Here is a 25,547-nt window from a genome sequence, read left to right on the forward strand (position 1 = left end):
CCGGATGGGACCCGACGGGGGCACGCGGCCGTTGCCGCGACCTGACGTACCCCAAGGGCCCCTGCGTGACCTCAAGGACGCGGTGTACGAGCTGTACCTGGCGGCGTACCCGATCTCGCTGGACGCGATCCACACCCGCATCCACAGCCTGGACATCGACCCGACGCCGGACCGGACCGCGATCGGGGACGTGATCAGCGGCGATTCGCTGCCGGCCGACGCGCGTGACGTGGTCGCCGTGGTGGCCGCCTTGTTGCAGCCCCGGCTCGGACCGGGTGTCCGGGGGCATCCCGAGGTCGAACGGATCCGCACGCTGTGGGCGCAGGCGGCCGGGCAGCGCCCGCTCGGCCGGCCCGTCCTGGCGGTGTCCCCGGGTGATCTCGAGGTGCACGTGGCCAACCTCAGCCCTGACAACGACACACTGCCCGAGTTGCCGCCGTACGTCGTCCGCCCCGGCGACCGGGCGATCCAGCGGGCCGTCGACCAGGTCCGGGCCGGCCGGTCGGAGATGGTGGTCCTGGTCAGCGACTCGACGTCGGGCAAGACCCGGGCGTGTTACGAGGCGCTGCGGTGGGCGCCGGACGCCGGGACCGAGAGCCTCGCCGACAGTGGCTGGTCGGTGTGGCCGCCGATCAGCCCGGTCGACGTCACGACGTTCCTGCGCGACCTGCCGTCGGTCGGCGCGCGAACCGTGGTGTGGCTCAACGAGGTTCAGCGGTACCTGGTCGAGCCGGCCGCCCCGCTGGCCCGGCAGGTCGCCGACGGCCTGCGGGAACTGTTGGCGTCCCGGGCCCGCGGGCCGGTGCTGGTGCTCGGCACGCTCTGGCCGGACCTGTGGTCCCAGTTGACCCGCCGACCGCAGTCGGGCGAGCCGGACACGTTCGCGTCCGCTCGTCTGCTTCTGGACGGGCGCGGCATTCCGTGGCCGGACACGTTCACCGACGAGGAGCAGCAGGCGGCGCGGGACACCGGCGACCCTCGCCTGGTCGAGGCGGCCGACCACGCCGAAGGCGGCGCGGTGACCCAGTTTCTCGCCGGTGTTCCCGATCTCATGCAGCGCTACCGGCTCGCCGCCCCGCCCGTCCGTGCCGTCATCCACGCGGCCATGGACGCCCGGCGGTTAGGTCACGGTGAGTGGCTGCCCGCCGCGCTGCTGAGCCACGCGGCACCGTCCTATTTAGACAGTCGGGAGCTGCGGAAAGTCGAGCGCACGCCGAACTGGTTCGCTGACACGGTGTACGAACTCACGCGCCTCGGCGACGCCGACACGAGCGTGCTGACAGCCGATGGCCACGACCGGTACCGGTTGGAGGGATATCTCGACCAGCACGGCAGGCGAACCCGTATTTCCCTTGTGCCGCCGCAAGGTTTCTGGGACGCCTGTGTCGAGTGCAGTGCCCGTCCGGACGACCTGGCTGGCCTCGCGAAGAGCGCGCAGCGGCGACATCGGCTGAGGATCGCCGCCGCGCTCTGCACGAAAGCCAGCCACACCGGGCACCCGTATGCGTCGATGATGCTGGCGGAGATCCTGGTGGAGTCCGGCCATGGCGTGGCGGACGAGCAGCGCTACCGTGAGGCGGCGGCCGCCGGGCATCCCTACGCGCTGCTCTTTCTCGCGGAGACGAGAGAACGCGCGGGCGACCACTGGGGTGCCGAACTGGTCGCGGAACAGGCGGCCCAACTCGGGGACCCGCACACCATGGCGATGCTGGCGATGATGCGCAGGAAAGCCGGTGACGTCGAAAGCGCCGACCGGCTGGCCGCCCACGCCAGCGACGCCGGTTACGTGTCCGCGGTCGTGGACCTGGTGGAACAGCGTGAACGGGATGGCGATCACGACGGCGCCGAGCGAATCGCCCTGAACGCGGCCCGCAACGGACGGCTCGCCGCGTTGATGCGCCTGGTGGAGATGCGTGAGCGGGCGGGTGCCCAGGAGGACGCGGAACGCCTGGCGCACTACGCGGCGGACGCCCGCCATCCGATCGCGTTGGCGAACCTGGCGATGATGCGGGAACGTGCCGGCGACCAGGAGGACGCGGAACGCCTGGCGCACATGAGTTTGCGTGGCGGCCCGCCGACCGCGCTCACGAACCTGGCCAGGATGCGGGAACGAGCCGGGGACCGGCCGGCAGCGGAACGCATCGCCGAGCAGGCCGCGCGAGCGGGGCATCCGGACACCCTCGCGATGCTTGCCGAGATGCGCGCCGAGTCCGGTGATCACGCGGAGGCACAGCGTCTGACCGAACGGGCCGCGCGGGCGGGTCATCCGGATACGTTGGCGACGTTGGGGATGATGCGGGAGCAGGTGGGGGACAGTCGTGGGGCAGAGGAGCTGTATCGGCGGGCGCTTGACGCCGGGCACACGGAGGCGTTGACGAATCTGGCGATCATCCGGGAACGCGCCGGCGACCGCGAAGAAGCGGAAGACCTTGCCCTGCAAGCAACTCGGGCGGGTCATCCGGATACGTTGGCGACGTTGGGGATGATGCGGGAGCAGGTGGGGGACAGTCGTGGGGCAGAGGAGCTGTATCGGCGGGCGCTTGACGCCGGGCACACGGAGGCGTTGACGAATCTGGCGATCATCCGGGAACGCGCCGGCGACCGCGAAGAAGCGGAAAGCCTGGCACACCAGAGCTTACGGGACGGATCGCCGGCGGCTTTCTCGAACCTCGCCAGGATGCGTGCGCGGGCAGGCGACCACGAGGACGCGGAACGCCTGGCGGACCAGGCGTTGCGCGCCGGTCATCCGGACACCCTCGCGATGCTGGCGGTGATGCGGGAACAGACCGGCGACCGGGACGCCGCCGAACGCCTCGCCCGGCGGGCCGCCGACGCGGGTCGCTCGTACGCCCTGATCCGGATGGCCATGACACGGCCGGCCGACCCGACATGGGCACACGTCAAACAGTTCGGCCTGGACGCCGACGGCGCGATGTCCGACGCGTGGTGAGATCGCTACTTGTCCCGGGTCAGGACGAGGTCGGCCGCGGCGGCGAACCTGTGCACGACCGGGGAGTCGCCCTCCAGCTGGCGAACGACCTCGATGAGTTCCTGGAGACCGCCCGGGTAGTTCATGCAGGTCTGAATGAGCGAGAACATGTGGTGCCGCTGCCGCGGGAAATAGGGCACCGCGTTGGCGATCTCGGGCCGCAACTGGTCGAAGACGAGTTCCCGGCCGCGTGGGTCGCGCAGGATGTCGATGTCCAGCGCCGCGTCGACCAGAGCGGTCACGTCATGCCGGCCGGGGCCAGGCGGGGCGGTGTCCGCCTGCGCGGCGTCGAGCAGGCGCAGCCAGGCGAGGGTCCTGGAGTCCTTCATCGCCACGGCGATCTGTTGGTATGACGCGGGTGCGGCAGCGGGTTCCTGCTTGATCACATCATGGAAGAACTCGTCCGACGCGATCAGGGCCAGCGTCCCGCCCGACGCGCGCAGTGCCACCTTCGCCTGCTGCGCGTCGAGCTGGCGGAACGCCGTGTTGATCGCCTGACTCGCCACACCCTGTTCGTTCTCCGACACTTCACCCGAGTGCAGCGACACCCGCAGCCGCATTCTGGCTTCTTCAGCGTGTATCGCGTTGTACCGCCGCAAGTGCGTCAACAACCGGTCCGGCCACCGATCCGCCAACCAATGGGCGGGATACTCCGGCGGCACCAGGATCAACGCGCCGTCACCGCGGTCTTCCAGTTGACAGTCCTGCCAGGGAACGCCGGACTCGTCGAACGCCGTCTGCAAGGTGTGGTACAGACCCTCACGCACGACCATCTGGTGCATCGACGTCCGCCTGGGGTCGCTGAACGCCGCGACATCGACGCACACGATCGTGCGGTGCCCAGCCGTCACCAACGAACCCACCGTCCCGGAGGCGTCACAGTCCTGGTCAGCGTACTCTCGCGGGCGGCTGGGGAGCGGTCACCCGGCGGATGACCACCACGATGATCGCCACCCCGAGCATGGCCACGCCGGTCAGGTGGCTGCCCCGGCCGGCGTCCGTTAGCCAGGGGGCATCAGCCGCAGGTGCAGCATGGCGGCGAAGCGGGCGTCCGGGTCGGCCAGGTCCACGCCGCCCACCTCGGCCAACCTACGCAGCCGGTAGCGGAAAGTGTTCTGGTGCACGTACATCGCGGCGGACGCGGCCACGACGTCGCCGAACGCGTCGAGCCACGCCCGCAGGGTCGCCACGAGGTCCGTGCCGTGCTCGGCGTCGTAGCTGGTGAGGCGTTCGATCGGGCCGGTGGGCTGGTCGCCTTGGGCGGCCATCAGATCCCGGAGTTCCAGCAGCAGCACTTCGACTTCGACATCGGACAACTGCGCGACCCGTCGACGACCTGCGCCGGAACGCAGCACGCGCAACGCGCGGTCCGCTGCGGCACGGGACTTACGTAGCCCCGCGATGTCCTCGGCCACACAGCCGACGCCGGCGCGTGCGTTCACCCGGTCACCGACGCGATCGAGGAAGTCGGTCGCGACCCTGGCCGCGTCGAGCGGGTCGGCGACCGGGGCGATCGCGTACACCACGTCGCCGAGCAACGCGATCGCCGAACGTGGGTACACCGCGCCCAAGTGGATGGCGAACGCGTCGGAGATCCGCTGGCGTTCGGCGGTCAGGCGGGCGTGCGAGTCCACGCTCGGGTCGCCCACGTTCGGGTCGGCCGGGGACATCGCGACCACCACGGCCGCCCGGCCGAGCAGCCCCAGCCGTCGGATCGCCTCGGTCGCGCCCGCCCCGCCCTCCAGGGCCTGGCCGACCAGGTCCGCGCGCAGCCGGCGTTGCACGTCCGCGCCCGCCCGCCGGCGCAGCATGTGCAGGGCGACGAGCTTGGCCGAGTCCTGGAAGGCGCGGGCCCGGTCCGGGGCCAGCGGGCCGTGCACGGCGGCCCAGATCGAGCCGAGGACCTCGTCGCCCGCGCGGACCGCGATCGCCACCCGGGGCAGCATGCCTTCTTCCAACTGGCCGGTCGACAGGTCGATGTAGACGGGCTGGTCGCTGCGGTACAGGTCGCGGAACACGCCCATCTCCTCCAGCGGGCGGGTGAGCCGGTCGGGGACCTGCCGGCCGAGGATCGTCTCCACCCGGGACGCGTCGGCCTCCTCCTGCCGGCCGGAAAACGCCAGCACCCGCGAACTGCGGTCCTCGATGGTCACCGGCGCGTCCAGCAGCGCGGCCACCGCGTTCGCCAGCGCGAACAGGTCGCCGAACGGCGGCCCGCCGACGGGTTCCGGCTCGTCCGACCCGACCTCGCCCTCAGCCAACAGCGTCCGCAGCAGCGCGGCGAGCTGGGCCCACGACGCCCCGCGAGTGAGGCTGAGCAGCGCCACCCCCGAGTCGTGGGCCGCGGCGGCGATCAGCGCGTCCTCCGGCACCGGTGACCGCACGACAAGGGCCGCCGCGCCCTGCGTCCCGAGCCGGCGCAACGCGTCCGCGATCGGCTCGGCGCCGTCCAGCCCGACGCCGAGCACCAGCGCGTGCGGGGACAGCACGGGCTGGTCCAGCGGGTCGTGGATGGCGACGCCGTCGATCCGGTCCACCCCGTCGGGATCGCCGTGGACCAGATCGAGCAGCGTCGTGCCGAGGTCCTCCAGGACCCGGCCGAGGCTGGCGCGGGGACGTACGGGCATGGTGTCGACCCCTTGACTTCGTCGAGTTCGACGAGAGTGTGCCCGATGTTCGTCGCTCACGACAACCACTCGGTGGAGGTGGTCACCTCCGCCAGCAGGTGGTGGATCGGCCGGACACCCAGTCCAGGGCCGGTCGGCACGGGCAGCCGGCCGTCCTGCAGCACGAACGGCTCGGTGATGTCGGTGCTGTAGTAGCGGTCCGAGGCCGACGTGTCGCCGGGCAGGGTGCAGCCCGGCAGCGCCGCGAGCGCGACGTTGGCGGCCCGGCCGAGCCCGGTCTCCAGCATCCCGCCGCACCACGCCGGCACCCCGTGCGCCGCGCAGACGTCATGGACGCGCCGGGCCTCCAGGTAGCCGCCGACCCGTCCGGGCTTGATGTTGACGATCTGGCACGCGCCGAGGGTGATGGCGGCCGCGGCGCTGCGGGCGGACGTGATCGACTCGTCCAGGCACACCGGGGTGGCCAGCACCTTGGCCAGTTCGACGTGGCCGAGCAGGTCGTCCTCGGGCAGCGGCTGCTCGATCAGCAGCAGGTCGAACGGGTCGAGCCGGGCGAGGTGCCGCGCGTCGCCCAAGGTGTACGCGGTGTTGGCGTCGACTTGGAGAAGCACATCGCCGAACCGCTCACGGACCGCCCGGACCGGCTCGACGTCCCACCCCGGTTCGATCTTCAGCTTGATCCGCACATAGCCGGCGGCCAGGTACCCGTCCACCGCGTCGAGCAGGGCGTCGATCGAGTCCATGATGCCGACCGACACACCGCACGGCACGTCCTCGTGTTCGGCACCGAGCTCCCGTGCCAACGGCACGCCCCGGGCGCGCAGTTCCGCGTCCAGCACGGCCATCTCCAACGCGCCCTTGGCCATCGGGTGCCCATGGAACCGGCGCAGCGCGGGCGCGACCGTCGTGGCGTCGAGCCGGTCCAACGCGGTCAGCGTGGGCACGAAGAACCGGCGCAGCACGTCCGCGCAGCCCTCCAGGTACTCCGGCGAGTACACCGGATCGGACATGGCCACGCACTCGCCCCAACCCTCTTCCTCGTCGGTGACCGCCCGCAGCAGGAGCACCTCCCGGGCTTCCTGCGTACCGAACGACGTGCGGAACGGCGCCACCAGCGGCATCCGGATCCACCGCAGCTCAACCCCGGTGAGTTTCACCTGACTCCTCCAGAAGCTCTTCGATCAGGACAGCTAGCAGCGCGGTGCGGCCGGGGATCTCGTCGATCAGCACGTGTTCGTGGTCGGCGTGGGCGCCGCCGCCGGCCGCGCCCAGCCCGTCGAGCGTCGGGACACCGACGCCGGCGGTGAAGTTGCCGTCCGAGGCGCCGCCCACCGCGACCCCGGTCACCGGATCGAGGCCGAGGCCCTTGCCCAGCCGCTGGGCGCGGGCGAACAGGTCCATTGAAGCGCTGACCGGCAGCGGCGGCCGGTTCGGTCCGCCCAGAATCTCCAAGTTGGCGTCGGCCAGGAACGGGGTGAGCGCGTGCATCCGCTTGTCCACGCGCGCCTGCTCGGCCTCGTCGGTGACGCGCACGTCCACATGGAAGCTGCCCCGCGCGGCGACCGTGTTGGTGGTCGTGCCGGCCTTCAGCAGGGTGGGTGTCACCGTCGTACCTGCCTGCTCGTCGGCGAACTGGGCGACGACCGGGATCTGGTGCGCCAGTTCGAGCACCGCGTTGACGCCGAGGTGGGGCTCCAACCCGGCGTGCGCGGCCCGACCGATGGCGCGGACCTCGTACAACGACACGCCCTTGCGGGCGATCTTGAGCGCGCCGTCCGCCGCCGCCTCCAGCACCAGGGCCGCCGCACAGCCCGCGGCTTCCGCCTCGATCAGGGCGCGGGACGACGGCGAGCCCACTTCCTCGTCGCCGGTGATCAGCACTGTGACACCGGCGGGGTCGGCGAGCGCGGCCACCGCGTGCAGCGCCATCACCACACCGGTCTTCATGTCCAGGCAGCCGGGGCCGCGCAGGATGCCGCCGAGCGTCGAGAACGGATGAGAGGCCAACGATCCCACCGGCCACACGGTGTCGTGGTGGCCGAGGACGAGGACCCGTGCCGGTCCGGTGCCGAGCCGCCACCGCAGGTGCGGGCCGATCCGGTCGGGTGCCACGCCCAGGACCGTGGTCCCGAGCCGGGCCACCAGATCGGCACACGCGGCCACGGCGGCCGCGTCGGCGGACGGGGACTCCTGCCGCACCAGCCGCTCGATGTCGGCGAGGATCACCGGCAGTGACTTGGTGAACTGGTGTACGTCGGTCACGCGCGCAGCCATTCGATCGCGCGCGCCGCCGCGAAGCCGATGAAGTTGTCCCGCTCAGGAGCCTGCATACGCGTGTCGTACGCCTGCGTGAACACGCCGACCGCGTACCGGCCGCCGTCGGGGTACTCGACGACTCCGGCTTCGTTGCGGACCATCGGCAACGTGCCGGTCTTGCCGGACACACGGATGCCGTCGGTGTGGAAGCCCGACCGCAGCCGATGCGGCCACACCTGCAGTCCGAGCCAGTTGCGGACGTCGGCGCAGGCCTGTTCGGGCGCGGCCTGGTCGCGCCACACCATGGCCAGCAGCCGGGTGATCTCCTCGGCGGACGTCCGGCAGGTCTGGGCCGGGTCGAGAATGCGCAGCCGCAGGTAGTCCTCGCGAGTCAGGTCGCCGAACGTCTCTTCGGAGAACTCCGTGCCGAGGTCGTCGCGCACGGTCTGGAACAGCCCTTCGCAGTCGTGCGGCACGGCGGTGTGCGTGAAGCCCAGGCGCGCCAGCAGTTCGGCCACGGCCGGCAGTCCGACCTTGCCGACCACCAGGTCGGTGGCCACGTTGTCGCTGATGCCGATCATCAGGATGGCCAGGTCGTGCCAGGAGATGGTGACTTCGTGCCGGTAGGTGGCCAGGCCGTACGGCGACATCGTGCCGGTGCCGGGCACGTACGTGACGCGTTCACCGAGGTCGATCTCGCCGGCCGCGGCCTGCCTGGCCAACTCCACTGCCACCGGCACCTTGAACACCGAGGCCGCCACGACCGGCTGCGCGCCGTCGATGCCGATCCGCCGCGACCCGTCGATGTCGGTGGCGTGCAACCAGACCCGCACGCCCACCTCCTCCGCGCGGCGGGTGATCTCCTCGGTCACCTCGTGCGCTGTCTCCATGGGCACTCCGCTCCTTGTGTGGGTGAAACCACAGTGCACAACCGCGGCGGCCCCGAGCGCTTCGTCGCGGCCGACGAACACCCCGGCGGACGGTTGTCGATCTCGACGGAGTCACCGCGCCCCGCCACGACCACGATTTGGGAATTCCTTGCGACGAGGCAGGTGGAACAATGCGGTTGACCAGGATCGTGGCGTTGTTGTCGGTTACAGCGCTCGCGCTCGCCGGATGCGGCGGAACCAGCGCGGGACCACAAGGCAAGCGATCGGCGGGCGACGCCGACATACCGAAACTGACGTGGGCGATGTCCGGCGCGCCGCGGTCGTTGGACATCGCACACGGTTTGGACGCCCTGTCGAACACGGCGATCATGGCCGCGTTCGACTCGCTGCTGAACATGGACCATGACGGCAACCTCGTGCCGAACGTGGCCACCGCCTGGACCAGCCCGGACCCGCTGACCTACGTGTACACGCTGCGCCGCGACGTGAAGTTCTGGGACGGCAGCCCGATGACCGCCGAGGACGTCGCCTACTCGCTGCGCCGCCAGATCGACCCGGCGCAGGCCGCCGAGTCCCTGGTGTACCTCGGCGCGGTCCAGGACGTCACGGCCACTGGGCCCGACCAGGTCACGGTGAAGCTCTCCGCGCCCGACCCGAAGTTCAAGTACGTGCCGGCGCTGGTGTGGATGATCCAGAGCAAGTCCTACGCCCAGGCCGCGGGCAAGGACCTTGGTACGCCCGACAAGCCGGGGATGGGCACCGGGCCGTACCGGGTCACCCGGTTCTCGCCCGCCGACGGCGCGGACTTCGAGCGGTTCGACGGGTACTGGGGCGTGCGGCCGAAGGTGGTGAAGCTGAGCTGTAAGCCGATCGGCGACCCGGAGGCCCTGCGCCTGGCCATGACCGCCGGCGACGTGGACGGCACGTTCGGTGTGCCGCTGCAGGACGCCCGCAAGTGGGAACGCATGTCCGGTGTGTCGATGTCCTACACGCGCAGCATCGGTGTGAGCCTCCTGTCGATGGACGTCACCGCGGCGCCGTTCGACGACATCCACGTCCGGCGCGCGATCGCGTACTCGGTGGACCGGCAGGGGCTGCTGGAACCGCTGTACGGCGGTCGGGCCCGGGTGTCGGCCAGTCCGGTGGCGTCGCTGCAGCTCTCGTCCAAGGTGGGGCCGGAGCAGGCGGACAAGATCATCGCCGGGCTGCCGAACTACCCGTTCGACCTGGCGAAGGCCAAGGAGGAACTGGCGCGGTCGAAGTCCCCGGGCGGGTTCACCGTCGAGGTGCCCTACTCGACGTCGCAGCCCGCGGCGCGGCTGGTGCTCGAGAACCTCGCCCGCAACCTGGGCACGATCGGCGTCACCCTGGTGCCCAAGGCAGTGCCCGAGCAGCAGTGGATCGCGACCATCGTCGCGCACAAGGATCTGAAGCTGCAGTACCTGGCCGTCGGCGGCGGCACGCCCTATCCCGGCGAGATGCTGCCGATCCTGTTCGGCAAGGCCGGAGCCGCGCCGAACGGCTTCAACGCCGCCAACATCACCACGCCCGACCTGGAGGCGAAGCTCGCCGCGCTGTCCGACGACGTCGGTCCGGTGCTGGACGTCATGCGGTTCAACGCCGAGGAACTGCCGTACGTGCCGCTGTTCGAGCAGGACGCGGCGCACGCGTTGCGGTCCCAGTTCGTGTTCAGTCCCGGGCCGACCCCGTGGATGTCCGGTGTCAACTGGGTCACCTGGATCAAGCCGGCGGTGTAGGCGATGTTCGTACTGTCCTTCCTCGGCAGGCGGGTGCTGGCCGCGGCGCTGACGTTGCTGGTCACGTCGTTCCTGGTGTTCGTGTTGCTGGAGGTGGCTCCGGGCAGCCCGGAGCTGGTCCTGCTCGGCACCCGGCAGCCCACCCCGGAGCTCGTGCACGCGATCCGCGCGCAGAACCACCTGGACGACCCGTTCTTCACCCGGTACTGGCACTGGCTGTCCGGTGCGGTGCGACTGGACTTCGGCCGGTCGGTGCGGTCCGGCCGCTCGGTCGGTGACATCCTGGCCGAACGGCTCGACGTGACGGCGTTCCTCGGGCTGTACGCGTTCGTCCTGGTGATGGTGATCGCCGTGCCCGCCGGTCTGTTCGCCGCGATCCGACGGAACACCGCGTGGGACCGTGGTGTCACCTTGGTGGCGTTGCTGGGAGTCAGCGCGCCGCCGTTCGCGGTCGGGTTGCTGCTGCTGACCGTGTTCGGGGTGGCGCTGGGCTGGTTCCCGGTGTTCGGCGCGGGCACCGGGTTCGCCGACCGGATCAGCCATCTCACCCTGCCCGCGGTCGCGCTGGCCGTCGCCGAGGTGGCGATCGTGGTGCGGCAGACCAGGGCGGCGGCCCTGGACGTGACCACAAAGGACTTCGTCACGTTCGCCCGCGCCCGGGGTCTGCCGCGGCGGCTGGTGCTCGGTCGGTACGCGCTGCGCAACTCGGCGCTGCCGGTGGTCACGTCGGCCGGGCTGGTGCTGGCGTTCTCGCTGACCGGCGCGGTGCTGGTGGAGGCGACGTTCTCGCTGCCCGGACTGGGATCCCTGTTGGTGGAGTCGGTGACCACGAAGGACATTCCGGTGGTGCAGGGCCTGGCGCTGCTGGCCGCCGCGTTGATGGTCGGCGTGAACCTGCTCGTCGACCTGTGCTACCTCGGACTGGATCCGCGGATCCGGCACGCCGGAGGTGTCGGATGATCAGTCGCTGGCTTTCGCCACTGGCACTGGGGATCGTGATCGTCGCCGCGATCGCCGGATCCTGGCTCACCCCGTACGACCCGGGCGCGCAGGACCTGGCCGCCAGCGGCATGCCGCCCAGCGGCGCGCACTGGCTGGGCACCGACGACCTCGGCCGGGACGTGCTGTCCCGGCTCATCGCGGGAACGGCGAACGCGGTGCTCGGCCCGGTGCTGGTCGCCATCGGTGTGGCGGTGTTCAGCACGGCCATCGGGCTGTTCGCCGGTTACGTCGGCGGCTGGGTCGACTCGGCGATCATGCGCGTGATCGACCTGGTGTACGCCGTTCCGCCGTTGCTGGTGGCCATTGTGATGGTCGGCGTGCTGGGCGGCGGGTATCCGCTGGCGATAGTCGTGCTGATCGTGCTGGGCGTGCCCGCGGACGCCCGGATGGTCCGCAGTGCCGTGCTGGCACAGCGAAATCTCGCCTACGTGGAGTCCGCGCGAACCGTCGGCCTCAAACCCGCGCGGATCCTGTTCGCGCACTTGCTGCCGAACGTGCTACCGACGGTGGTGGCCAACTTCCTGTTGACCTTCGTCGGCGCCCTGGTCGGGCTCGCGGCCCTGGCGTTCCTCGGGCTCGGGGTCGGCACCGGCGCCCCGGACTGGGGCCGGATGCTGGCGGAGAACAAGGGCCTGCTGGACGTGAACCCGGCGGCGATGGCCGCGCCCGCGGCGGTGATCACCCTGGTCGCGGCGATCGTCACCCTGCTCGGTGACCGCGTGTACGACCGGATGTCGGCGAGGGGGCGCGATGTTGGACGTTCGTGACTTGACCGTCCATATCGGACAGACAAGGCCGCTGGTGCGGGGCGTGTCGTTCCACGTCGGCGCGGGCGAGACCGTGGGTCTCGTCGGTGAGTCGGGCTCAGGTAAGTCCCTGACCGCCCGCGCGCTGGTGTCGCTGCTGCCGAACGGGCTGCGGGCCGGCGGGTCGGCCCTGCTGCACGGGCGGGAGCTGGTGGGGCGCGACCACCCGGCCGGTGTCCGTGGCCATCAGGTGGCGCTGCTGATGCAGGACCCGTTCACCATGCTCAACCCGTTGACCAAGGTCAGCACCCACATCCTGGAGAGCCTGCCCGGCGCGGCCGGCCGGACCGAGGTGGCCCGGCGGCTGGCCGAGGTCGGCATCGACGACCCGGCGGTGGCCGGGCGGTACCCGTTCCAGCTGTCCGGCGGGATGCGGCAACGGGTGGCGCTGGCCGCCGCCCTGGCCAAGGACCCGGGCCTGCTCATCGCGGACGAGCCGACCACGGCGTTGGACATGACCACCCAGCACGAGGTGCTGGCGTTGCTGCGGCGGATCCAGGTCGAACGCGGGATGGGCCTGGTGCTCATCACACACGACCTGCGGGTCGCTCGCGAGACATGCGATCGCCTACTCGTCATGTACGCGGGCACGCTCGTCGAGTCCGTGTCGTCCGCGGCCTTGGACACCCCGGCGCACCCGTACACGGCGGGCCTGCTGCGGTCGGTGCCGTCGATCACTCATCGGCAACCGGTGCTGCTGGGTATCCCGGGCAGCGTCCCGGCCGCCGCGGACGTGACCGACCGGTGCCCGTTCGCCGACCGCTGCGCCTGGGCGGAACCCGCGTGCACGGCGCATGCCCCGGAGTTGGTGGATCTCGGTGGGCGGGCGACCGCCTGCCGGCGGCACCACGAGATCGACCTGACACCCGCGCCGGAAACCCCGCAGACGCCACCGGAGACGTCGGACCAGCGCGACATTCTGCTCGACGTCCACGACCTGACGAAGGTCTACCGCTCGGTCGGGTTCCGGCGGACCGCGCACACCGCGCTGGCCGGCGTGTCGTTGCAGGTGGGCGAAGGCGAGTCGGTGGCCGTGGTGGGGGAGTCGGGGTCCGGGAAGACCACCCTCGCCAGGGCCGTGCTCGGGCTCACCGATCCGACCGGTGGCCGGATCACCCTCGATGGGATCGACCTGACCTCCTACCGGAGACTGCGTGCCGGCGACCGGGCGCAAGCCCGTCGGGTGGTGCAATGCGTCTTCCAGGACCCGTACTCGTCGCTCAATCCCGCGCACACCGTCGGATACGCTCTCCGCGAGGCCCTGCGCCAGCGCGGCGAACCCGTCCAGTCCGAAGTGGACGATCTGCTTTCGCTCGTGGGACTGCCGGGGGACTGTGCCGGCACATACCCTGAGGCGCTGTCCGGCGGGCAACGCCAGCGGGTCGCGATCGCGCGGGCCCTTGCCGTCCGGCCGAGGCTCCTGGTCTGCGACGAACCCGTTGCCGCGCTTGACGTGTCCGTGCAGGCCCAGATCCTTGAGGTGCTGCGCACGGCCAACCGGGACCTCGGGATCGCACTGCTGTTCATCACCCATGACCTTGCCGTCGCCCGCCAGGTCACCGACCGCATGGTCGTCATGCGGCACGGCCTGGTGGTCGAGCACGGCACCACCGCCGGGGTGCTCGACGACCCCGTCCACCCGTACACCGTCCGGCTGGTCGAATCGATCCCCGGGGCCCACCGCCCCCGTGAGAACCAAGGAGAAGCCCATGTCCCGCAGTGAAGAGATCGCCGCCTGGCTGCCCGGCCGGCTCGCCGAACTGATCGCCGAACACCGCGTGCCGGGCGCCCAGGCCGCGGTGCTCGTCGACGGCGAGATCGTGGACGCCGCGGCCGGCGTGCTCAGCACGACCACCGGGGTCGAGGTGACCACGGACGCGGTGTTCCAGATCGGCTCGATCACCAAGGTCTGGACCGCGACCCTGGTCATGCAGTTGGTCGACGAAGGCCTGGTGGATCTCGACGAGCCGGTCGTGACGTACGTGCCGGACTTCAAGGTGGCCGACCCGAAGGCCACCGCCACAGTCACCGTCCGCCAACTGCTCGACCACACGTCCGGCATCGACGGCGACCTGTTCAACGGCACCGGACGCGGCGACGACGCCGTCGAGAAGTACCTGGCGACCATCACCGACGCCGAGCAGGTGCACGAACCCGGTGCGCTGTTCTCCTACTGCAACAGCGGATACGTCGTGCTCGGCCGGCTGGTGGAAGTGTTGCGCGGCAAGCCGTTCGGCGCGGTGCTGCACGAGCGCATCGCCGAGCCGCTCGGTCTGAAGCACGTCGCCGTGAACCCCGACGAGGCGATCATGTTCCGGGCCGCGGTCGGCCACATCGGCGAGGAGACCCCTGAGCCGGCGCCGTTCTGGTCGTTGGAGCCGTCGAACGCGCCCGCCGGCGCGATGCTCTCGATGCGTGCCCGGGACCTGCTGACCTGGGCGAAGGCGCACCTGGACGACGGCGGGCCGATCCTGAGCGCGGGCACCGCGAAAGCGATGCGCGTACCGCAGGTCGACGTGCCGTACACCGCGGGTCTCGCGAGCCAGTGGGGCTTGGGCTGGGAGCTGTTCGGCTTCGACGCCGGGGTCTTCGGCCACGACGGCGGCACCATCGGCCAGGTGGCGATGCTGCGGATCTCCGGTGATGCCAACGTCGTGGTCGTCCTGCTGACCAACGGCCTGAACGGTGGGGCGATGCACGACGACATCGTCGGCCGTGTGCTGCGCGACTACGCGGGCGCCGAACTGCCCGTCGAGGCGACACCGCCCGCACAGCCGGAGCCGTTGGACGCGTCCCGGGTCAGCGGGCTCTACCGGACCCCGATGCTCGACTTCGAGGTCACGGTCGACGACGACGGACGTGGCTGGGTCGAGATCCTGCCGCGCACCGAACTGGACGGGATCGGGGTGCCCGAGGGCAAGACCGAGGTGGTCGCGTTGCGGGACGACGTCCTCATCGGTGCGGAGCGCCAGCACGGCCGACACCTGGCGTACAGCCTGATCGAGCACAACGGCGCCCGCTACCTGTTCAACAGCCGCGCGGCCCGACGCGTCGAGGGTGCGTAGCCGATGGCAATGCGCAGACACGTTCTGGAGGACCTGCGGCTCGTTCGGCTGCCCTCCGACCCGTCGATCTCGCCGGACGGCAGCCGCGTGGCTTACGTCCTGACGGAGGTCGACGGCGACGAGAACAAACGATCGCTGTGGTGGGTCGGCCGCGACGGCACACCCCGCCCGCTGACCCGCGGCAAGGCGGACACCGCGCCCCGGTTCTCCCCGGACGGCCGGACGATCGCGTTCCTGCGGGACAAGCAGGTGTGGCTGCTGCCGGCCGACGGCGGCGAGCCCGAGCAGCTCACCGAACTTCCGCTGGGCGCCGGGCCACCGGTGTGGAGCCCGGACAGCGGCCGGATCGCGTTCGCCGCCGCGGTGAACGCGACCCCGCCGGGTGAACCGGTGGTCAGCGAACGGCCGATGCACAAGGTCGACGGGGTCGGCCGGCTGGGCGGGCTCGGGTCGCAGGTGTTCGTCGTCGATCTCGCCGACCGGTCGGTCACCCAGGTCACCGACGGGACCGCGTTCGCCGGGACGCCGGCGTGGTCGCCGGACGGCACCCGGCTGGCGTTCGCCGACCAGTTGGCGGGCGACGGCGACATGTTCGCCCCGGCGCCGGCCGTCGTCCTGAATCTGTCCACTTCGGACATCGAACTGGTCGGCGACGACAAGGTCCTGGCGGTGTCGTGGCACGGTGACGATCTCGTGCTGGTGGCCATGCCGGGGACGGAAGCGGCCAACCAGACACTGGTCCGCGACGGCCGCAACCTCGCCGCGGAACTGGACCGCAACGTCATGCCGGGCGGCGGAGGCTATCCCGGCGCTTTGCCGCAGGCGTTCGGACAGGAGCTCCTGTTCTGCGCGCGGGACAACGGATGCACTCATCTTTACAGTGTAAAAAACTCCGGCGTGCACAAACTGGTCGGCGGCGGCCGGGTGATCTCCGGGCTGAGCGTCGCGAACGGATCCGCCGCGGTCATCGTGTCCACAGTGGACATTTTCGCCGAGGTCGCCTTCCTGGACCCGGCAACCGGCGACCTGAGCCTCGTCACCTCGTACGCGTCCGTCTTCGACGATGTGGTGCACGTCCGCCCGGAGCCGCGGGCGTTCACGATCTCCGACGGGATCGAAGTGCGCGGCTGGCTGCGGCGCGACCCGAGCGCGCCCACACCAGGACCGTTGCTGGTCGACGTGCACGGCGGTCCGCACAACGCGTGGAGCCCGGTGCGTGACTGGATCCACCTCTACCACCAGGTTCTGGTGGCCCAGGGCTGGACCGTGCTGCTGCTCAACCCGCGCGGCAGCGACGGGTACGGCGAGAAGTTCCTCCAGGCCGCGCTCGGTGCCTGGGGCGAGGCGGACGAACGGGACTTCCTGGAAGCCGTGGACAGTCTGGTGGCCGAGGGGATCGCGGACCCGGACCGGGTGGCACTGACCGGCTACAGCTACGGCGGGTACATGTCGTGCTGGCTGCCGACCCGCACCGACCGGTTCGCCGCGGTCGTCGCCGGTGGTGTGATCAGCGACCTGACCAGCGCGGTCGGCACGTCCGACGCCGGCCCCGCGATCGCCGAACACGAGATCGGCGGACCGGACCGGCTCGCGGCACTGTCCCCGCTGGCGCACGTGGCCGAGGTGACCAGCCCGACCCTCATCCTGCACGGCGAGGCGGACCAGCGGTGCCCGATCGGCCAGGCCGAACAGTGGTTCCACGCGCTGCACGACCGTGGCGTGCCCACGCGGCTAGTGGTCTATCCGGGTGCCAGCCACCTGTTCGTCCTTGACGGCAAGCCAAGTCACCGGCTCGACTACCAGAGCAGGATCGTGGCATGGCTCGACCAGTACGCCGGAAAGCGATCATGACCTTGTCCGACAGCATCTCCACGCACGACGCCAGCAAGGTCGCGGCCGTCGCCGCCGCGACCTCGGGCGTCGACATCCGCGAGCTGCACGACATGACGGAACTGCAGGCGGTCGACGACCTGTTCCGGGACATCTGGCGACCCGACCCGGCCAATCCGCCGATCACGTGCGAGTTCATGCGGGTGCTCTCGCACTCCGGTAACTACGTGGTCGGCGCCTACGCCGGCGGCAAGCTGGTGGGCGCGACGGTCGGCATCCTGGCCGCGCCGATCGGCCGGACCCTGCATTCGCACGTGACCGGCGTGCACGACGGTATGCGCGGCCGGTCGGTCGGGTACGCGTTGAAGCTGCACCAGCGGGCCTGGGCGCTGGCGCGCGGCCTGGACTCGATCACCTGGACGTTCGATCCGCTGGTTCGCCGGAACGCGTACTTCAACCTGGCGAAACTGGCCGCCCGTCCGGTGCGGTACCTGCCGGACTTCTACGGCGAGATGAACGACGGCATCAACGGCGACGGCCCCAGCGACCGGCTGCTCGTCCGGTGGGACCTGGCCGGGCCCGAGGTCGTGGCGGCGTGCGCCGGTCGGCCACCGGAGACCGCCCCGCGGGGCGTGCTGGTCGCGGTGCCGGCCGACATCGAGACGCTGCGCACCTCCGATCCCACGGCCGCCGACCAGTGGCGACAACGGCTGCGGCAGGCTCTGGGGGACCGGATGGACGCCGGCGCGGTGGTCGTCGGGTTCACCCGGGAAGGCGCGTACGTCATCCGGGAATGAAGCTCAGCTCCTTGGCCCGGCTCTCCCGGGACAGCATTTGGAGCATCGGCCCGCACATGGCGGTGGTGACGACCGCCATCACCACCATCAGCGAGTAGAGGCCGCCGTCGAGGACGCCGATCTGCAGGCCCACGCTCAACGCGATCAGTTCGGTCAGGCCGCGGGTGTTCATCAGGGTGGCCAGCTCCGCCGACTGCCGCCCGGACAGCCCTTGGGTCCGGGCGGCCAGGAAGGTGCCGCCGAACTTGCCGGCCACCGCGGTGACCATGATCAGGACGAAGTCGACCACCGCGTCGACGTCCACCCGGGACAGGTCCACGTTCAGGCCGGCGACGATGAAGTACACCGGCAGCAGCAACATGGTGGCCGCCTCGGTCCGGTGCCGGAGTTCCTCCCGGAACACGTCGTCCGACCGGGGCACGGCCAGACCGAACAGGAACGCCCCGAACACGAAGTGCAGCCCGACCATCTGGGTCACCGCCGCCGAGATCAGCAGGCCCACCAGGACGATCGCGATCCGTCCGGCGGACCGCGGGCCGGTCCGGGCGGCGAGCCGGCGCAGTCCGGGGCGCACCACGCCGAACAGCAGCAGCGCGAACGGGATCACCAGCAGGATCAGCCACTGGTGCTGGGTGCCGCCGCCGACGATCGCCTGCACCACGGCCAGCAGCGTCCAGGCGACCAGGTCGCAGACCGCGGCGGCGGACAGCGCGATCGTGCCGATCAGCGTCCGGCTCATTCCCCGGTCGGTCAGAATCCTTGCCAGCACAGGGAAAGCCGTGATCGACACGGCGACCGCCATGAACAGCACGAAGCCGAGCCGGTTGGCCGGCTGATGCCGGTCCGCGAGATACAGCGCGAGCAGCACGCCGAGCCCGAGTGGCACCACAGTCGCGCCGATGGCCGTGGCACCGGCGGCGCCTCGCCCGGATCCGCGCAGCCGGGAGAAGTCGAACTCCAGGCCGACCACGAACATGAACAGCACGAGCCCCACACTGGCGAGCGTCGACAGGTGCGGCCGGACCACCATCGGGAACAGCGTCCCCGAGACGGCGCCGTGGAACAGGGTCGGGCCGAGCAGGATCCCGGCCACGATCTCACCGATCACCGGCGGCTGCCCCAGCGCGCGGGCCAGCCGGCCGACCAGGCGGGCCACGAGCACGATCAGGGCCACGTCCAGAAGCAGGATCGCGACCTGCAGTTCGGTCATGTGGTCCTCCAGAGGGTCGTGTGCCGGTGCGCTTCAGCTAAACCGACCTGTCCCGCGGCACGGCACCCCTAACCGCGAAGAGCCGGCGGCGACCCCTGAGCGGAATCCGGTCCGCTAGGGGCGCGCCCGTGGAAATCAAGGGTCGACCCCAGCCGTGGCCAGTTCATAGCTTTCGGACAGCGCCTACGAAGGAGTCGATCGTGACGAGTCGATCCGTGGGGATCCTGGCCACGGGGTCCTATCTCCCGAAGGAAGAGATCACCAACGACGACATCGCCGGCCGGGTCGGCGTCGCACCGGAGTGGATCGAGCGGAAGACGGAGATCGTGTCGCGGCGGTACGCCGCGCCGGACGAGGCGACCTCGGACCTGGCGTTGCGCGCGGCCGAGGACGCGCTGCGCAACGGCGGTATCACCGCGGACCGCATCGGTTACCTGATCGTCTGCACGTCGACCGGTGACCACCCGCAGCCGCCGACGTCCTACCTCGTGCAGGACGGGCTCGGCGCGTACGGCGCGGCGTGCTTCGACGTCAACGTCGTGTGCAGCGGATTCGTCTACGGCCTCGCGATCGCCCGCGGTCTGCTGGCCGTCGACCCCGAGGCGTACGTGCTGGTGGTCGGCGCGGACCTCTACTCGCGCATCCTCGACTTCACCGACCGCCGGACCGCCGTGCTGTTCGCCGACGGCGCCGGCGCGGCCGTACTGGGTGCCGTCGACGAGGGGTACGGCATCATGGACATCGACCTGATCAGCCGCGGCGACGCGAACCAGCTGATCAAGGTGGACGCCGGCGGCAGCCGGAACCCGGCGTCGCACGAGACCGTGGCGGCGGGCGCGCACTACTTCACCATGAACGGCCGGGGTGTCCGGGAGTTCGTGACCGACTTCCTGCCGCCCGCGCTGCGGTCGCTTGTGGACCGAGCCGGGGTGCGGCCGGACCAGGTCGACCATTTCGTGCCGCACCAGGCCAACGGCGTGATGCTGCGTGAAGTCGTCGAGCTGGCCGGGCTCACCGGCGCGGTGACGCACCGCACGCTGGAGCGGTACGGGAACGTCGGCTGCGCGTCGGTGCCGGTCACGTTGCACGACGCGAACACCCGCGGCCAGTTGGCCGACGGTGACGTGGTGCTGCTCTCGGGTTTCGGCGGCGGCATGGCCGCGGGATCCGCCGTGCTGCGCTGGGCTTCTACTGAGGGGAAAGGCAGGCTGTCATGACCGTGCCGGAGATCGAACGGGTGGCTGTGATCGGCTGCGGGACGATGGGCTCGGGCGTGGCCGAGGTGCTGGCGCGAGCCGGCCTCGAGGTACACGTGCTGGTGTCGTCCGCGCCGTCCGAACGCGCCGGGCGGGGGCGGTTGGGCAAGTCGCTCGACCGGGCCGTGCGCAAGAACAAGCTCACCGAGTCCGACCGCGCCGCGATCGTGGACCGGATCCGGTTCACCACCGAACTGGGCGCGCTGGAGGACCGACAGTTGGTCGTGGAGGCGATCGGCGAGGACGACGCGGCCAAGACGGCCCTGCTGCGGGACTTGTCGAAGGTGCTGCGCGACCCGGACGCGATCGTGGCGACCACCACGTCGGCCATCCCGATCGTCCGGCTGGCCCGGGTCACCGACCGGCCGGGCCAGGTGGTCGGCATGCACTTCTTCAACCCGGCACCGGTGCTGCCGCTGGTGGAGCTGATCGGGTCGGTGCTGACCACCGACGAGACCATGGCCCGCGCCGACCATTTCGTCACCGACGTCCTGGGCAAGCAGGTGATCGAGTCACCCGACCGCGCCGGGTTCGTGGTGAACGCGTTGCTGTTCCCCTACTTGCTGTCGGCCATCCGGATGGTCGGCGACGGGACGGCGACCCCGGAGGTGATCGACCGCGCGATGGTGAAGGGCTGCGCGCACCCGATGGGTCCGCTCGCGTTGGCCGACCTGATCGGACTGGACACCACGGTCGCCATCGCCGACGCCATGTACGAGGAGTTCAAGCAACCGCTGTACGCGCCGCCGCCGCTGCTGTCCCGGATGGTCGAAGGCGGCTTGCTGGGCAAGAAGTCCGGCCGCGGCTTCTACGACTACAGTGAGAACGGCTCACGGTGACAGTCGAACGCACCCTACACGAGCGGACCGCGGAGCTGCGGTCGGTCAAGGCCAGCGCTCGGCAGGGTCCCGACCCGGCGGCCACGGCCCGCCAGCACGCGAAGGGCAAGCTGACCGCGCACGAGCGGATCGAACTGTTGCTGGACAAGGGTTCCTTTGTCGAGATCGAGGCGCTGCGCCGGCACCGGGCCACCGGGTTCGGCCTGGAGCACCGCAGTCCGCACTCCGACGGGGTGGTCTGCGGCTGGGGGACCGTCTACGGCCGTACGGTGTTCGTGTACGCGCACGACTTCCGGATCTTCGGCGGTGCGCTGGGCGAGGCGCACGCGGAGAAGATCCACAAGGTGATGGACATGGCGGCCGCCGCGGGCGCGCCGCTGGTCAGCATGAACGACGGCGCGGGCGCCCGAATCCAGGAAGGTGTGACCGCGCTCGCCGGGTACGGCGGGATCTTCCGTCGCAACAGTCGTTTCTCCGGGGTGATCCCGCAGATCAGCGTGATGCTCGGGCCGTGCGCGGGCGGTGCCGCGTATTCGCCGGCGTTGACCGACTTCGTGTTCATGGTTCGCGACACCGCGCAGATGTTCATCACCGGACCGGACGTCGTGCACGCGGTCACCGGCGAACGGGTGACTCTCAACGGTCTCGGTGGCGCCGATGTGCACGCGGAGCTGTCCGGGGTGTCGTCGTTCACCTACGACGACGAGCAAAGCTGCCTCGAAGACGTCCGCTACCTGCTGTCACTGTTGCCCGCCAACAACAATGAGCTGCCGCCCGCGCGGCCGTCGTCCGATCCGCCGGACCGTCGGACCGACTCGCTGCTCGCGGTGGTGCCCGCCGATCCGAGCCGGGCCTACGACATGCGCGCGGTGATCGAGGAGATCGTCGACGACGGCGAGATGATGGAAGTGCAGGCCACCTGGGCGACCAACGTGCTGTGCGTGTTCGCCAGGCTGGCCGGGCATGTCGTTGGCGTCGTGGCCAACCAGCCCGCGTCGCTCGCCGGCGCGCTCGACATCAGCGCCAGCGAGAAGGCCGCGCGGTTCGTGCAAACCTGCGACAGTTTCAACATCCCGCTGGTGACGTTGGTGGATGTGCCGGGCTTCCTGCCGGGCGTCCACCAGGAACACGGCGGGATCATCCGGTACGGCGCGAAACTCGTCTACGCGTACTGCACGGCTACCGTTCCGCGGGTGCAGGTGATCCTGCGTAAAGCCTATGGCGGGGCGTACATCGTGATGGACTCGCGGTCGATCGGCGCCGACGTGTCGCTGGCGTGGCCGACCAACGAGATCGCGGTGATGGGCGCGGAGGGCGCCGCCGACGTGATCTTCCGCCGGGAGATCGCGGCCGCCGACGATCCGGCCGCGACCCGTGCCCAGCGCATCAAGGAGTACCGCGCCGAGCTGATGCACCCGTACTACGCGGCCGAGCGAGGCCTGGTCGACGACGTGATCGACCCGGGGGAGACCCGGTCGCGGCTCGTCTCGGCGCTGGCCATGCTCCGCACCAAACACGCGGACGTGCCGGTGCGCAAGCACGGCAACCCACCGGTCTGATGGAGCCGTTCGTGGTGGTGGCCAAGGGGGAGCCGGACGAGTTCGAGCTCACCGCCCTGGTCGTGGCGTTGTCCGTGATGGACTCTACTGTGGACACCGAGGTCGCGCGCCCTCGATGTCCACTTCGGCCTGTGCTGCCGGCCGCTTCCTGGCGTAGGTGAAGGCAAGGTCCACTTTAGCCGCCGTTGTTAGCTTGAATGCATGAGTTCAGGAAACGACGGGACTGTGGCTGTCAGGACGGGGGCCGAGGTCGCGTTGCGGACCAATCTCGGCCGGACCGGCCTCGTCATCAGCAGGCTCGCCGTGGGCACGGTGAACATCGGCGGCCGCGTCGAGGAGCCCGAGGCGCACCGGCTGCTGGACTACGCGCTGGACCGCGGCCTCGACTTCATCGACACAGCCAACATGTACGGCTGGCGTGTCCACAAAGGATACACCGAGGAGGTCATCGGCCGGTGGCTGGCCCGATCGCCTCGGCGGCGGGACCGCGTGGTGGTGGCCACCAAGGTGGGCAACCCGATGAGCGACCGGCCGAACGAGTCCGGGTTGTCCGCCCGGCACATCATCGCCGCGTGCGAGGCGTCGCTGCGCCGGCTGGGCACCGACTGGATAGACCTCTACCAGATGCACTGCGTCGACCACACGGTCGGCTGGGACGAGGTGTACCAGGCGATGGAGACGTTGGTACGGCAGGGAAAAGTCAGATACGTCGGCTCGTCCAACTTCGCCGGCTGGCAGCTGGCGTCCGCCCAGGAGGCGGCGCGCCGGCGCGGGTTCCTCGGCCTGGTGTCCGAACAGTGCGTGTACAACCTCGTGACACGGCACGCCGAACTGGAGGTGATCCCGGCCGCGATGGCGAACGGGATCGGCCTGCTGGTCTGGTCGCCCCTGCACGGCGGGCTGCTCAGCGGCGTGCTGCGCAAGCTGCGGGAGGGCACCGCGGTGAAGTCCGCGCAGGGCCGGTCGGCCCTCGCCCTGGACGACCTGCGGTCGCAGATCGAGGAATACGAACAGCTCTGCCTCGAGTTCGGCCAGGATCCCGCGCTGGTCGGCATGAAATGGGTGCTGTCCCGGCCCGGGGTGACCGGGCTGGTGATCGGCCCGCGGACCGAGGAGCACATCGACGGCGCGCTGGAGGCGTTGGCGAAACCGTTGTCCGAGAACGAACTTGCCCGGCTCGACGCCTTGTTCCCGCCGATCGGGCGCGGCGGCCCGGCGCCGGACGCGTGGCTCTCCTGACCCAATCCCTGGGGGATCGATGACGACCGAAACAGTGCTGCGCGCACGTCACGACCTGTCGTTGCCCGGCCGGCTGGCCAAGTCGGCCGCGATCACGGGCGCGGGCGCTGTCATGGCGACCGCCGAGTTCACCGGCTGGCTGGCCGAACGCGCCGCCGCCAACTCCTTCCGGGTGGACCGGGTGCCACTGTCCGAACTGGACGCCTGGTCGGCCGACCCGGCCACCGGGAACCTGGGCCACCGCAGCGGCAAGTTCTTCACCGTCGAGGGACTGCACGTCGTCACCGGCGAAGGCCCGTTCCCGGAGTGGCAACAGCCGATCATCAACCAGCCCGAGGTGGGCATCCTCGGCCTGCTGGTCAAGGAGATCGACGGGGTGCTGCACTTCCTGATGCAGGCCAAGATGGAGCCGGGCAACCCGAACCTGGTCCAGCTGTCGCCGACCGTGCAGGCCACCCGGTCGAACTACACCAAGGCGCACAAGGGCGCCGCCGTGAAGTACCTGGACTACTTCACCGAGCCCCGGCGGGCGACGGTCCTGCTGGACGTGTTGCAGTCCGAGCACGGCGCCTGGTTCTTCCGGAAGTTCAACCGCAACATCATCGTCGAGACGCAGGACGAGGTCGTGCCGGACGACGAGTTCTGCTGGCTCACGCTCGGCCAGATCGGCGAACTGCTGCGGCTGGACAACGTGGTCAACATGGACGCGCGCACGATCCTCGCCTGCGCACCGATGCCGTACGACGAGGCTGGGGCGTTACGCACTGACGCGGACCTGCGGTCGTGGTACGCCGCCGAGCGATCGCGGCACAGCGTGCAGGCCCGCCGCATTCCGTTGTCCTCAGTAGACGGCTGGGCGGCGGCCGACGACGGCTCCATCGTGCACGAACGCGATTGGTACTTCCGCGTGATGGGTGTGCGGGTGCAGGCCACGAACCGTGAGGTCGCCGCCTGGACCCAGCCGTTGTTCGAACCCCGGGCGATGGGCCTGGCCGCGTTCCTGGTGCGACGGTTCGGTCGGGTGCCGCACCTGCTCGCGCACGCGCGCATCGAGGGAGGCTTCCTCGACGCCATTGAGCTTGGCCCGACCGTGCAGTACACGCCGAAGTACTACGAGCACCTCAGCGGCTCGCAGCGCCCGCCGTTCCTGGACCTGGTCGCGACCGCCGACCCGGCTCGGATCCGGTACGACGTCGTGCATTCCGAGGAGGGCGGCCGGTTCCTCAACGCCGAGGGCCGCTACCTGATCGTGGAGGCTGACGAGGCGACCGCTCCGGCGGACCCGCCGCCCGGCTACCACTGGTTCACGCCGGGGCAGCTGAACACCCTGGTCAGCCACGGCCGGTACGTCAACGTGCAGGCGCGCACCCTGCTGGCCGCTCTCAACACGTACGCGGTCGAGCTGTAGCGCGTCCATCCACTTCA

Annotated in this window: 20 protein-coding genes; 14 read left to right on the forward strand and 6 right to left on the reverse strand. The window is 70.5% G+C overall.

What is annotated here, in order from left to right; translation table 11 throughout:
* Positions 1 to 4: 4 nt before the first annotated feature.
* Positions 5 to 2,950, forward strand: coding sequence for a tetratricopeptide repeat protein (locus EV192_RS16070; RefSeq protein ID WP_132115988.1), 2,946 nt, complete (start codon positions 5 to 7; stop codon positions 2,948 to 2,950).
* A gap of 5 nt (positions 2,951 to 2,955) precedes the next feature.
* On the opposite strand, the gene EV192_RS16075 is transcribed toward EV192_RS16070, so the two are convergent.
* The 5 genes from EV192_RS16075 to EV192_RS16095 all read right to left on the reverse strand — a co-directional run bounded on the left by EV192_RS16075 (position 2,956) and on the right by EV192_RS16095 (position 8,762).
* The gene (locus EV192_RS16075; protein ID WP_132115990.1) at positions 2,956 to 3,840 is read right to left on the reverse strand and encodes an effector-associated domain 2-containing protein; all 885 of its coding nucleotides are present in this window, start codon (positions 3,838 to 3,840) and stop codon (positions 2,956 to 2,958) included.
* A gap of 150 nt (positions 3,841 to 3,990) precedes the next feature.
* Positions 3,991 to 5,616, reverse strand: coding sequence for a PucR family transcriptional regulator (locus EV192_RS16080; protein WP_132115992.1), 1,626 nt, complete (start codon positions 5,614 to 5,616; stop codon positions 3,991 to 3,993).
* Between the two features lie 56 nt (positions 5,617 to 5,672).
* Entirely contained in the window at positions 5,673 to 6,773 is a 1,101-nt protein-coding gene (menC, locus tag EV192_RS16085; RefSeq protein WP_132115994.1) for an o-succinylbenzoate synthase, read from the reverse strand.
* The gene (locus EV192_RS16090; protein ID WP_132115996.1) at positions 6,754 to 7,890 is read right to left on the reverse strand and encodes a M20/M25/M40 family metallo-hydrolase; all 1,137 of its coding nucleotides are present in this window, start codon (positions 7,888 to 7,890) and stop codon (positions 6,754 to 6,756) included. The genes menC and EV192_RS16090 overlap by 20 nt, the downstream gene beginning before the upstream one ends.
* Positions 7,875 to 8,762 (reverse strand): serine hydrolase, encoded by an 888-nt coding sequence (locus EV192_RS16095; RefSeq protein ID WP_132115998.1) that lies wholly within the window; start codon positions 8,760 to 8,762, stop codon positions 7,875 to 7,877. Before EV192_RS16095 ends, EV192_RS16090 begins: the two co-directional genes overlap by 16 nt.
* A 170-nt stretch (positions 8,763 to 8,932) precedes the next feature.
* Here EV192_RS16095 and EV192_RS16100 point away from each other — a divergent pair, with 170 nt between their 5' ends.
* The 7 genes from EV192_RS16100 to EV192_RS16130 are packed head-to-tail and all read left to right on the forward strand — an operon-like array spanning position 8,933 to position 18,019.
* Positions 8,933 to 10,519, forward strand: coding sequence for an ABC transporter substrate-binding protein (locus EV192_RS16100; protein ID WP_132116000.1), 1,587 nt, complete (start codon positions 8,933 to 8,935; stop codon positions 10,517 to 10,519).
* A 3-nt stretch (positions 10,520 to 10,522) separates the two neighbouring features.
* Positions 10,523 to 11,479, forward strand: a complete 957-nt coding sequence (locus EV192_RS16105) for an ABC transporter permease (protein ID WP_132116002.1) — start codon at positions 10,523 to 10,525, stop codon at positions 11,477 to 11,479.
* On the forward strand, positions 11,476 to 12,288 hold the full coding sequence (locus EV192_RS16110) for an ABC transporter permease (RefSeq protein ID WP_132116004.1): 813 nt from the start codon (positions 11,476 to 11,478) through the stop codon (positions 12,286 to 12,288). Before EV192_RS16105 ends, EV192_RS16110 begins: the two co-directional genes overlap by 4 nt.
* On the forward strand, positions 12,272 to 14,050 hold the full coding sequence (locus tag EV192_RS16115) for a dipeptide ABC transporter ATP-binding protein (protein ID WP_132116006.1): 1,779 nt from the start codon (positions 12,272 to 12,274) through the stop codon (positions 14,048 to 14,050). The genes EV192_RS16110 and EV192_RS16115 overlap by 17 nt, the downstream gene beginning before the upstream one ends.
* Positions 14,037 to 15,392, forward strand: a complete 1,356-nt coding sequence (locus EV192_RS16120; protein ID WP_132116008.1) for a serine hydrolase domain-containing protein — start codon at positions 14,037 to 14,039, stop codon at positions 15,390 to 15,392. The genes EV192_RS16115 and EV192_RS16120 overlap by 14 nt, the downstream gene beginning before the upstream one ends.
* A 3-nt stretch (positions 15,393 to 15,395) precedes the next feature.
* Positions 15,396 to 17,243 (forward strand): S9 family peptidase, encoded by a 1,848-nt coding sequence (locus tag EV192_RS16125; protein ID WP_132116010.1) that lies wholly within the window; start codon positions 15,396 to 15,398, stop codon positions 17,241 to 17,243.
* Complete coding sequence (locus EV192_RS16130) at positions 17,210 to 18,019, forward strand: GNAT family N-acetyltransferase (RefSeq protein ID WP_243726868.1); 810 nt, start codon at positions 17,210 to 17,212, stop codon at positions 18,017 to 18,019. Before EV192_RS16125 ends, EV192_RS16130 begins: the two co-directional genes overlap by 34 nt.
* Here EV192_RS16130 and EV192_RS16135 read toward each other — a convergent pair.
* Positions 18,006 to 19,229 carry a cation:proton antiporter domain-containing protein gene (locus tag EV192_RS16135; protein WP_132116012.1) on the reverse strand — a complete coding sequence of 408 codons (1,224 nt, stop codon included), beginning with the start codon at positions 19,227 to 19,229 and terminating at the stop codon, positions 18,006 to 18,008. The genes EV192_RS16130 and EV192_RS16135 overlap by 14 nt on opposite strands.
* Positions 19,230 to 19,429: 200 nt before the next feature.
* Between EV192_RS16135 and EV192_RS16140 the strand changes: the two genes are divergently transcribed.
* The 6 genes from EV192_RS16140 to EV192_RS16160 are packed head-to-tail and all read left to right on the forward strand — an operon-like array spanning position 19,430 to position 25,530.
* On the forward strand, positions 19,430 to 20,446 hold the full coding sequence (locus EV192_RS16140; protein ID WP_132116014.1) for a 3-oxoacyl-ACP synthase III family protein: 1,017 nt from the start codon (positions 19,430 to 19,432) through the stop codon (positions 20,444 to 20,446).
* 2 nt (positions 20,447 to 20,448) lie between these two features.
* The gene (locus EV192_RS16145; protein WP_132116788.1) at positions 20,449 to 21,324 is read left to right on the forward strand and encodes a 3-hydroxybutyryl-CoA dehydrogenase; all 876 of its coding nucleotides are present in this window, start codon (positions 20,449 to 20,451) and stop codon (positions 21,322 to 21,324) included.
* Positions 21,321 to 22,883, forward strand: a complete 1,563-nt coding sequence (locus tag EV192_RS16150; RefSeq protein WP_132116016.1) for an acyl-CoA carboxylase subunit beta — start codon at positions 21,321 to 21,323, stop codon at positions 22,881 to 22,883. Before EV192_RS16145 ends, EV192_RS16150 begins: the two co-directional genes overlap by 4 nt.
* Complete coding sequence (locus tag EV192_RS53815; protein WP_165960404.1) at positions 22,883 to 23,044, forward strand: hypothetical protein; 162 nt, start codon at positions 22,883 to 22,885, stop codon at positions 23,042 to 23,044. The genes EV192_RS16150 and EV192_RS53815 overlap by 1 nt, the downstream gene beginning before the upstream one ends.
* Before the next feature lie 40 nt (positions 23,045 to 23,084).
* Positions 23,085 to 24,122, forward strand: coding sequence for an aldo/keto reductase (locus EV192_RS16155; protein ID WP_132116018.1), 1,038 nt, complete (start codon positions 23,085 to 23,087; stop codon positions 24,120 to 24,122).
* A gap of 19 nt (positions 24,123 to 24,141) precedes the next feature.
* A complete protein-coding gene (locus EV192_RS16160) occupies positions 24,142 to 25,530 on the forward strand; it encodes an NDP-hexose 2,3-dehydratase family protein (protein ID WP_132116020.1) in 1,389 nt (462 codons plus the stop codon).
* Positions 25,531 to 25,547 lie beyond the last annotated feature (17 nt).

This window comes from Actinocrispum wychmicini (assembly GCF_004345645.1).
GTDB classification, from domain to species: Bacteria; Actinomycetota; Actinomycetes; order Mycobacteriales; family Pseudonocardiaceae; genus Kibdelosporangium; species Kibdelosporangium wychmicini.

Excerpts from the sequence above, each read along its gene's own strand:
- EV192_RS16095 (WP_132115998.1), bottom strand. The coding sequence starts at position 8,762 with ATGGAGACAGCGCACGAGGTGACCGAGGAGATCACCCGCCGCGCGGAG.
- EV192_RS16070 (WP_132115988.1), top strand. The coding sequence starts at position 5 with ATGGGACCCGACGGGGGCACGCGGCCGTTGCCGCGACCTGACGTACCC.
- EV192_RS16160 (WP_132116020.1), top strand. The coding sequence starts at position 24,142 with ATGACGACCGAAACAGTGCTGCGCGCACGTCACGACCTGTCGTTGCCC.
- EV192_RS16125 (WP_132116010.1), top strand. The coding sequence starts at position 15,396 with ATGGCAATGCGCAGACACGTTCTGGAGGACCTGCGGCTCGTTCGGCTG.
- EV192_RS16115 (WP_132116006.1), top strand. The coding sequence starts at position 12,272 with ATGTTGGACGTTCGTGACTTGACCGTCCATATCGGACAGACAAGGCCG.
- EV192_RS16100 (WP_132116000.1), top strand. The coding sequence starts at position 8,933 with ATGCGGTTGACCAGGATCGTGGCGTTGTTGTCGGTTACAGCGCTCGCG.
- EV192_RS16080 (WP_132115992.1), bottom strand. The coding sequence starts at position 5,616 with ATGCCCGTACGTCCCCGCGCCAGCCTCGGCCGGGTCCTGGAGGACCTC.
- EV192_RS16135 (WP_132116012.1), bottom strand. The coding sequence starts at position 19,229 with ATGACCGAACTGCAGGTCGCGATCCTGCTTCTGGACGTGGCCCTGATC.
- EV192_RS16105 (WP_132116002.1), top strand. The coding sequence starts at position 10,523 with ATGTTCGTACTGTCCTTCCTCGGCAGGCGGGTGCTGGCCGCGGCGCTG.
- EV192_RS16090 (WP_132115996.1), bottom strand. The coding sequence starts at position 7,890 with ATGGCTGCGCGCGTGACCGACGTACACCAGTTCACCAAGTCACTGCCG.
- EV192_RS16130 (WP_243726868.1), top strand. The coding sequence starts at position 17,210 with ATGGCTCGACCAGTACGCCGGAAAGCGATCATGACCTTGTCCGACAGC.
- EV192_RS16120 (WP_132116008.1), top strand. The coding sequence starts at position 14,037 with ATGTCCCGCAGTGAAGAGATCGCCGCCTGGCTGCCCGGCCGGCTCGCC.
- EV192_RS16110 (WP_132116004.1), top strand. The coding sequence starts at position 11,476 with ATGATCAGTCGCTGGCTTTCGCCACTGGCACTGGGGATCGTGATCGTC.
- EV192_RS16155 (WP_132116018.1), top strand. The coding sequence starts at position 23,085 with ATGAGTTCAGGAAACGACGGGACTGTGGCTGTCAGGACGGGGGCCGAG.
- EV192_RS53815 (WP_165960404.1), top strand. The coding sequence starts at position 22,883 with ATGGAGCCGTTCGTGGTGGTGGCCAAGGGGGAGCCGGACGAGTTCGAG.